6 protein-coding genes are annotated in these 9,105 nt (G+C 50.5%); 4 read left to right on the forward strand and 2 right to left on the reverse strand.

Going from position 1 to position 9,105, the window contains the following annotated elements:
• Window positions 1-178 precede the first annotated feature (178 nt).
• A complete protein-coding gene (locus HY774_04180) occupies window positions 179-1,795 on the reverse strand; it encodes a peptide ABC transporter substrate-binding protein (protein ID MBI4747659.1) in 1,617 nt (538 codons plus the stop codon).
• A gap of 384 nt (window positions 1,796-2,179) precedes the next feature.
• Between HY774_04180 and carB the strand changes: the two genes are divergently transcribed.
• Complete coding sequence (gene carB / locus HY774_04185) at window positions 2,180-5,413, forward strand: carbamoyl-phosphate synthase large subunit (protein MBI4747660.1); 3,234 nt, start codon at window positions 2,180-2,182, stop codon at window positions 5,411-5,413.
• 277 nt (window positions 5,414-5,690) lie between these two features.
• Here carB and HY774_04190 read toward each other — a convergent pair whose 3' ends face one another.
• A complete protein-coding gene (locus HY774_04190; protein MBI4747661.1) occupies window positions 5,691-6,494 on the reverse strand; it encodes a sulfotransferase in 804 nt (267 codons plus the stop codon).
• A gap of 166 nt (window positions 6,495-6,660) precedes the next feature.
• Between HY774_04190 and HY774_04195 the strand changes: the two genes are divergently transcribed.
• The 3 genes from HY774_04195 to HY774_04205 all read left to right on the forward strand — a co-directional run bounded on the left by HY774_04195 (window position 6,661) and on the right by HY774_04205 (window position 8,903).
• Complete coding sequence (locus HY774_04195) at window positions 6,661-7,266, forward strand: thymidine kinase (GenBank protein MBI4747662.1); 606 nt, start codon at window positions 6,661-6,663, stop codon at window positions 7,264-7,266.
• A gap of 4 nt (window positions 7,267-7,270) precedes the next feature.
• Complete coding sequence (locus tag HY774_04200; GenBank protein ID MBI4747663.1) at window positions 7,271-7,750, forward strand: 2-C-methyl-D-erythritol 2,4-cyclodiphosphate synthase; 480 nt, start codon at window positions 7,271-7,273, stop codon at window positions 7,748-7,750.
• A gap of 256 nt (window positions 7,751-8,006) precedes the next feature.
• Window positions 8,007-8,903 (forward strand): sulfotransferase, encoded by an 897-nt coding sequence (locus HY774_04205; GenBank protein MBI4747664.1) that lies wholly within the window; start codon window positions 8,007-8,009, stop codon window positions 8,901-8,903.
• Window positions 8,904-9,105 lie beyond the last annotated feature (202 nt).

A 9,105-nucleotide genomic window follows, 5' to 3' on the forward strand; every position in this document is an offset into this window, starting at 1 on the left:
GGGTCATTAAGTACCAGGATAAGGATTTCAGGTCCGAAGGGTCGCCGTTCAATAGCCGTGGCGCGAAGCCCACGGGAAGAGAATGGAAAAAGAATTGATTCGAAAACCCTGAACCCTGAACCCTGAACCCTGAACCCTGAACCCTGAACCCTGAACCCTGAACCCTGAACCCTGAACCCTAATTCTGAATAGACACAAACTTCATTTGATGGGTGTCGAGCAGGTTGACGTGATACCCCTTGACAAAGGGCTTGGTCATAAAACTATTGGTGTAAAAATAAATTGGAATCAACGGCACCTGGTCAATCAGGTAATTTTCAGCCTCGGCCAGGATCTGAAGTCGTTTGGCCGGGTCTGATTCGGTGCTTGCCTGTTTGAGCAGCCCACCGTATTTGGGGTCAAGCCAGCCAGAGTGGTTATTGAGATTTTCAGTCTGGTAAATATCAAGAAACGTTGTTGGATCAAGATAATCACCCTGCCAGACGTCGCGGCATACATCAAAATCGCGTCGGTCCCACCGGGCTTGGAAGGTTTGCCATTCTTCGTTTTGCAGTTCGACCGTTAATCCAAGATTTTCTTTCCACATGCGCTGAATTGTTTCAGCAATCTGTTTATGGCTTTCCTGGGTGTTGTAGTAGATGGTGAATTTCGGAAACCCTTTTCCATCTGGAAAGCCAGCCTGAGCCAACAACCGTTGGGCTTCGGGTGGGTTAAAATCAGGGCCTTTGAGCACCGGATACCCTGGAATCCCTGGTGGAATGAGCATCGTGGCTGGTTGAATGATTCCATTAAAGAGTTTTTCGGCAATTTCGCGTTTGTTGATCGAAAGGTTTAACGCCTTTCGAACCAGCGGGTTATCAAAGGGTTTTCGGGTGACATTGATCGAATAATAATAAGTGCTGAAAAAGGCGCCAGTGCAGTAATCCTGCTTGGTTTGGATGATTTTCATAAACGGAAGCGGAATCAACCCGCTCGTCATCACATCCAGTTCGCCTGCTTTATACAAATTCATCGCGGCGGCGTCATTGACTGGTAAAAAGCTGATTTCATTGAGCTTCACTGTGGCTGCATCCCAGTAGGTGGCTGATTTGCGCAGCACAATCACATCATTGGGGCGATGTTCGGCCAGTGTAAAAGGTCCGTTCGTTACGATTTTCGCTGGTTCAACCCACTGTGCACCGTGGCGTTTGATGGTCCATTCCGGCAAGGGGACGAACATAAAATGAGCGGTCAGTTTGATGAAAAATGCGGTTGGATGCTCCATTTCAACCCGGAGCGTCAAATCATCAACTGCCTGCACTCCAAGCGTTTCAACCCCCATTTCGCCGTTGCTGATCGCTTCGGCATTTTTCAAGCAAAACATCAGGGCGACATATGGCGAGGCTGTTTCCGGGTCAACCGCGCGCCGCCAGGCATACACGTAGTCGTGAGCCGTCACCGGGCGTCCATCTGACCAGCGGGAATTGTCGCGCAGGTGAAAGACCCAAACCTGGGCGTCATTGTGTGATTCCCACGAGACGGCACTCCCTGGAAGCGGCTCCAATGTCTCAGGATGGTAGACCGTCAATCCTTCAAACAATTCCTTAATGATATTGCTTTCCGCCACGCCAGTGGTCTTGTGAGCATCGAGTGAGCGTGGCTCAGAGTGGTTCCCGAAGACAATTTTTTGCTCTTTCGGGGCGACAATGGTCCCAAAATAGCCACCTGGTGGAATAACACAGGCGGTCAAGGCACAACTTGCCACAAGCCAGGCAAGCGCGAAATACCTCGAATGATTGGACTTCAAGGTGGACATAAGCATTGGGATACAACAAGTGGTTGAAATGGATCGTGAGAAAACGGTGCTGAATGGCCTGTGAGTTATTACTCTAAAGGCTGGAGATGACTTTTGGCAACCTGCGGGCTGGATTGCATCCATCATTCCTTTTGCGTTAGAAACCCTGGACCGAGCGCCAGGATGACAAAATGACAAGGTGACAAGATGACAAAATGACAAAATGACAAAATGACAAGGTGACAAGATGACAAGGTGACAAAATGACAAGGTGACAAGATGACAAGATGACAAGGTGACAAAATGACAAAATGACAAGGTGACAAGGTGATTTTATTTCATCCCCCATCACTTCCGAAAATCCTGAACCCCAAACCCTGAACCCTCAGCGATATAAACACTACCATGCCCAAACGTACTGATATTCAAAAAATTCTGATCATTGGCTCCGGACCGATTGTGATTGGCCAGGCTTGTGAGTTTGACTATTCGGGGACTCAAGCCTGCAAAGCCTTGAAAGTCGAAGGATTTACCGTTGTCCTGGTCAATTCGAACCCGGCTACGATTATGACTGATCCGGGGCTGGCTGACCAAACTTATATTGAACCACTGACGGTCGAAGCCCTCGAATCAATCATTGACCGCGAGCGGCCCGATGCCCTTTTGCCGACGGTTGGTGGCCAGACGGCGCTCAACCTGACCGTTCGACTGGCTGAAAAAGGAATCCTGGATCGCTATCAGGTCACTTTGATTGGCGCCAAAATCGAATCTATCCACATGGCTGAAAATCGCCGGCTTTTTAAACAGGCAATGGATGAAATTGGTCTTGAAATGCCGAAAGCCGCCTTTGTGACTTCACTTGAGCAAATTGACGAAGTCATTCAAAAGATTGGGTATCCGGCCATTATTCGACCGAGTTTCACCCTTGGCGGGGCTGGAGGCGGGGTTGCTTACAACGACGAAGAATTCCGCCAGATTGTGGCACGTGGGTTAGCACTTAGCCCAATTACCGAAGTGCTGGTTGAAGAATCAATCCTGGGCTGGAAAGAGTATGAACTCGAAGTCATGCGCGACCATGCCGACAACATCGTGATTGTGTGTTCGATTGAAAACTTTGACCCGATGGGGATTCACACGGGCGACTCGATCACGGTGGCTCCGGCGCAAACGTTGACAGATCGCGAATATCAAATTTTGCGTGATGCGTCGTTGCGGATTATTCGCAAGATCGGGGTTGAAACTGGCGGCTCCAATATCCAGTTTGCCGTGAATCCGCATGACGGACGCTTGCGCGTGATTGAAATGAACCCACGCGTGTCGAGGTCTTCGGCGCTCGCCTCAAAAGCCACCGGGTTTCCGATTGCCAAGGTGGCGGCCAAACTGGCCATTGGCTACACGCTGGACGAAATCCCCAATGACATTACCCTCAAAACTCCAGCCAGTTTTGAACCGGCGCTTGATTATGTGGTGGTCAAAATCCCGCGATGGGCCTTTGAAAAGTTCCGCGCTACTGAGGCAGTGCTTGGCACCCAGATGAAATCCGTTGGTGAGGCCATGGCAATTGGCCGAACGTTCAAAGAAGCTTTTCTCAAAGCCCTGCGATCACTTGAAACCGGAAAAACCACGACGCTTGAGTACGTTGATGACCAGCACCTGCGCAATCAACTGGTCACACCCAACCCGGATCGCGTCGGATATTTGATGATGGCCCTCAGTCGCGGCTGGTCGTGTGAGACATTGCATCAGTTGACCTCGATTGATCCCTGGTTTTTGTTCCAGTTGCAGCAGCTTTCCGAAGTCGAAAAAGACGTTCAGGCTCAAACGCTGGCTACCCTTTCAGATCAGCGATTATTTGAACTCAAACAACTTGGGTTTGCCGACCGCCACCTGGCGGATTTGCTTGGAATTGATGAACCAGCGGTTCGCGAGCGCCGCCTGGCGTCTGGCATCAAACCGGTCTTTAAACGGGTGGATACCTGCGCGGCTGAGTTTGCTTCGTTTACGCCCTATCTCTATTCAACCTATGAAGATGAATGCGAAGCCGAGCCTACCGACCAGCCGAAAATCATGATTTTAGGCAGCGGTCCCAATCGCATCGGACAGGGCATTGAGTTTGATTACTGTTGCTGCCACGCCAGTTTTGCCCTCAAAGAAGCCGGATATGAGGCCATTATGGTCAACTGTAATCCAGAAACCGTTTCGACTGACTATGACACGGCGGATCGGTTGTATTTTGAGCCAGTGACTTTTGAAGCGGTGATGAACATTGTTGATCTTGAAAAACCAACCGGAGTGATCGTCCAGTTTGGTGGCCAGACGCCGCTCAATCTGGCCCGACGGTTGATGGCCGCCGGCGTGCCGATTATTGGAACGTCGCCAGATTCAATTGATCTGGCTGAAGATCGCGAGCGGTTTGGAAAATTGCTGGCTGATCTCAACATTCCACAGCCTCCAAATGGAATGGCGCTCTCTATCGAAGAAGCCATTGTGATTGCCAATCGGATTGGCTATCCGGTGCTGGTGCGTCCAAGTTATGTCCTTGGCGGACGTGCCATGATGATTGTGTATGATCAGGCCGGGCTCGAACAATATATGACCGAAGCCGTCGAAGTTTCTGCCGGGAAGCCCGTGTTGATTGACCGGTTTTTGGAATCAGCCTTCGAAGTTGACGTGGATGCGCTGTGTGACGGCGAAAAGGTGTGTATTGCAGGAATTCAGGAACATATTGAGGAAGCTGGTATCCACTCTGGCGATAGTTCGAGTGTGTTGCCGCCCTACATGATCGAACCCTGGCATCTGGACCAGATGCGGCGCTATACCCGGCAACTGGCCCTGGCGCTCAAGGTGGTCGGGCTGATGAATATCCAGTTTGCAGTCAAGGATGACACCGTCTATGTCCTCGAAGTCAACCCGCGTGCTTCGCGAACCGTGCCGTTTGTGAGCAAAGCCACGGGGGTTCCACTCGCCAAAATTGCTGCTTTATTGATGGTGGGCAAGAAGTTAACCGATTTCAATTTGCCGCCGGTGCTCTCTGTCAACCGGTTTTATATCAAGGCGCCGGTGTTTCCATTCATTAAATTTCCTGGTGTGGATCCAGTCTTGGGGCCGGAAATGCGCTCAATCGGGGAAGTGATGGGGGTGGCTGATAGCTTTGGAATGGCCTTTTTGAAATCGCAGTATGGCGCGGGTATCAACCTGCCACAGCGTGGAACGGCTTTTCTCAGCATCAATGATCAGGATAAACCCAATGCCATCAAGGTCGCCCAGCGACTGCATAACCTTGGGTTCAAATTGATTGCCACTCGCGGCACCCAGGACATGCTTTCAAAGGCTGGATTGCCAGTTGAAATGGTCTTTAAAGTCAACGAAGGCCGTCCGCACATTGTGGACATCATCAAAAGCCGCAAGGTAGATCTGATTGTCAATACACCACTTGGCAAAATGTCCTACTTTGATGAACAGGCCATTCGCAGCGCCGCTATTCAGTATGAAGTGCCCTGCATTACCACCATTACCGGGGCGGTCGCCGTCACCAGCGCGATTCAAGCGCTTCAATTTGAAGCCATTGAAGTTCAGAGCCTGCAGGAATATCACCGCTCAGGGCTGGACATCGTTTTGGGGCTGAAGGCATCGGGCTGAAGAAAGCGGGCTGGGGGCTTGGGGCGACTGAAGGGATGAGGGATGAAGGATGAGGGATGAAATAAAACCAGTTCTTCCGCCGTCTTCTTCAGCTCCGAGCCACCAGCTTTCACGTGTCGGTTTTTGGTTCTCATCCCGGAGGGATGGAGCAAAGTTAGCCGGTGGTCAGCATCGCTTTGGATGCGCCAAGCATTATTCAATACCAACGGAAAGGCCACGGGTTTCTTATCCTGGCGCATATGGCCCCAAGCCCTGAGCCCTGGTATTCCCCAGTCCCTCAGATTTTCCAATCCTCAAACTTGAGCCCCGTAAAGGCTTTTAATTGTTCAATATCCGGGTGGAGATACTCCATAATTCGATGTTTGGTGGCTTCGTTTATGGTGGGCCGTTCCAGTTCCTGCCCAAACAAATGGAGCAGGCGACGGCGGCGCGGGGAAGTTCGCGGAAACATCTTGAGCACGACCTGTGACACAAAAGATGGTTTCCGTTTGTGCTTTGATTGATGGAGTTTGAATGAAAAATCTTCGTGGGTGAAGGTGTCGTCTACCCCCAAAAATTTGAACACACGCTGAATGGTCGCCACCCGTTGATTTTCCAGATCCTGATTATCAAAAATAAGGATCCGATCTGCCGGGTAATACTTCAGAAATTGTTCCAGTTGCCAGTAATAGCGGGTGCAGTTGATCAACGGATTGTGATCAAGTTTTTCCAGGGTTGCTTCCATTGTCCGGGTTTCAAGCCCGGCTGAAATCTGGTGGATATAGTGCGAAACAATGCGCTCAATCGGGTGACGGACAATGTAGACCAGTTTGGCATCTGGAATGACCTGGTGCATCCGCTCAGGAACCCCAGGGAAATTTGGGTGTTTGGTGTAGTTAGGTGATGATTCCCCGCGAATCTCAGCCGGTTCAGGAAATTGCGCTTCATACCAGTCCAACCCGTTCGCCCAGCCTTTCGATTTGATAAAAAAGTTCAGTTCCTTCTGTTCAGACATAAAAATCTGAGGGTGAAGACTTAAGTAGCCGTGGAGACTGGTGGTTCCACATTTCATGGCCCCAATGATGACAAGGTTGGGAAGCATAGATTTTTGATTTTCTTCAGAGATGTGATAAGAGAGAACGTTCGAAACTGCCACAAATAACACACAAAGGATTTTCGGGCAATCTTTCCACCGGGAAAGTCAGGGAGAGGCTCGCTCTGTGATCGGCTCTCGTCGGTTGGTCGTGGCCCGAAGCACAAAATAGCTTATGCACATTGAACATCACCCACGACACTCCGGCTGGATCGAAGTCATTGCCGGAGGCATGTTTTCTGGAAAAACCGAAGCCCTGATTCACCGGCTCCGGCGTGCTCAGATCGCCCGATTAAGGGTCCAGACCTTCAAGCATGAAATTGACGAGCGCTATGCAACCTATCACATTGTCTCGCATAGCCAGCTTCGATTCGAGGCTGAAAATGTGACCCGATCCTTAGACATTTTGCCGATGGTCAAAGCTGAAACCGATGTGGTTGGCATTGATGAAGGCCACTTTTTTGATGCAAATCTGATTGAAGTCTGTTCTGAACTCGCCAACCAGGGAAAGCGGGTGATCGTGGCCGGCCTGGATCAGGATTACCTGGGCCGTCCGTTTGAACCGATGCCGCAATTGCTGGCGATTGCTGAGTACATCACCAAGCTCCAGGCGATTTGTGCCCAATGCGGCAATCCCGCCAATTTCTCACAGCGTCTGGTCGCCAACGAAGCCAGGGTCCTGGTCGGGGCCGATGGATTTTATGAAGCCCGGTGTCGGCGCTGTTTTGTGCCACAGGTTTTGAGGGTCGAACCGGCGGTCAAAGTTGAAAGCGAGCATTGAACCTATGTTTCGAATCGGAATCGGATATGACGTCCATCGTCTGGTCGAAGGGCGCAAGTTGATCATCGGCGGAGTTGAAATCCCATATGACCGTGGGTTGCACGGTCATTCGGATGCCGATGTCCTGACCCATGCCATTTGCGATGCGCTGCTTGGGGCTGCCGCGTTGGGCGATATTGGCCAACATTTCTCTGATCGTGACCCTCAATGGGCAGGCATTGATAGTTTTCACATGCTCAAGCACGTCGTCCATCTGGTCGGTGAGTGCCAGATGAGAGTGGTCAATGTTGATAGTAATATTGTTGCCCAGGCGCCAAAACTGGCGCCGTATATTCCCGCCATCCGCCAGCGATTGGCTGACGCACTCCACCTGCCACTCGACGCCGTGAGTGTGAAAGCCAAAACCAACGAAGGGCTGGACTCAATTGGACGCAGCGAAGGCATTGCCGCCCAGGCAGCCGTTCTTGTGAAGATTTCGGGCTGAAGAAGTCGGGTTATTTTTGATCCAATCCACAGGCAGTCAACCCTTTTAAACGCAGGGTTTTGGGTTTGCACCGCGAAGCGTTGCCGTTCGGATAGCCGGTGGTAGCTCCCCAAACCTCGCAACCACCGGCTATCCGAACTGCAGCCCTTCGGGATGCTCAATCCAATTCTCAAAATACCTGGTTCTGCTGAAGGACAATCAAAGAAATTACAGAGTGAAAGTCTCCCCCCAATCCCGAAGTCTTCAGCCCTGACGTATGTCCACCACATCGCCACCCATTTTTATTCTTGGAATTACCCAGCGAAGCGGGACCAATTACCTGCATGATTTACTTGCCTTGCACCCTGATTGCCGTCCCGGTGGCGTGATTTTTGAAGATTTTCTCATTCATTATTCCGACCCACTGGCCAAATATGTCTCAACTGTCTATGACCACTGGAGTCCAGGATGGAACGTCCTTGAAAAAATCGGTCCAGAAGAAGTGCTGTTTGAATGCCTTGGAAATGGTTTGCTTGAGTTTCTGACCCGCCAGTGGAAATCAGCGTCAACTGAAATAAATCCACGGCAACGGCTGCTTTCAAAAACTCCAAGCGTGGTCAATTTGCGTCACTTTTTCCGGTTTTTTCCGCACGCTCACCTTCTGATTGTGGTGCGCGATGGACGGGCAATTGCCGAGTCGGCCCACCGCAGTTTCAATACCGCATATGAACGGTCATTTCAGGAATTAGCAGAAGGTGCGCGGGAAATTCTTCGATTTAAACGAGTTACAAACCAGGAAACCCACCCCTTTTCAATTGTCCGTTACGAAGACCTCTATCCTGACCCAGAACCCAGGCTTCGCGAACTCTTTGCTTCTCTGGAGTTAGATCCACAACGCTTTGATTTTGATCAGGCGCGAAACCTGCCGGTTCGTGGCTCATCGGATGTGAAACAAGCTGAAGGCCAGTTACACTGGAAACCAGTTGAAAAGAAAGCAGATTTTAACCCGTTAAACCGGTTTGCCCACTGGCCACCTGCATTGCACGAACGATTTGCCTGGGTTGTTGGGCCATATCTGATTGAACTTGGGTATGAGCCAGCTCAAGTGACGGCACCTGGCTTCCTGAAAAAACTCCGCCACCGCTGGCTGGATTGGCGAGGAAAGAGCGAATAGCGAGTAGCGAGTCGTCAATCCAAAAAGTGAAAAGTGAGTAGCGAGTAGTATCCAAAACAAGCTATAGGTTTTCAGAAAAAGAATCCGGAAAATGTAACGCATCGAGTCAAAAAACTTGACGATGGAAAAAGAACTGAGTATTCCCCGCAAAAGAAAAAAATACCAAAGGAGAATACTCAGAATGAGACCACGTCTTACCATA

This window comes from Acidobacteriota bacterium, from assembly GCA_016208495.1.
In the GTDB taxonomy this organism is placed as follows: Bacteria; Acidobacteriota; Blastocatellia; order Chloracidobacteriales; family Chloracidobacteriaceae; genus JACQXX01.

What these genes read in the sequence shown, in the direction of transcription:
- HY774_04180 (MBI4747659.1), bottom strand. Translation starts at nt 1,795, where the DNA reads ATGTCCACCTTGAAGTCCAATCATTCGAGGTATTTCGCGCTTGCCTGG.
- carB (MBI4747660.1), top strand. Translation starts at nt 2,180, where the DNA reads ATGCCCAAACGTACTGATATTCAAAAAATTCTGATCATTGGCTCCGGA.
- HY774_04190 (MBI4747661.1), bottom strand. Translation starts at nt 6,494, where the DNA reads ATGCTTCCCAACCTTGTCATCATTGGGGCCATGAAATGTGGAACCACC.
- HY774_04195 (MBI4747662.1), top strand. Translation starts at nt 6,661, where the DNA reads ATGCACATTGAACATCACCCACGACACTCCGGCTGGATCGAAGTCATT.
- HY774_04200 (MBI4747663.1), top strand. Translation starts at nt 7,271, where the DNA reads ATGTTTCGAATCGGAATCGGATATGACGTCCATCGTCTGGTCGAAGGG.
- HY774_04205 (MBI4747664.1), top strand. Translation starts at nt 8,007, where the DNA reads ATGTCCACCACATCGCCACCCATTTTTATTCTTGGAATTACCCAGCGA.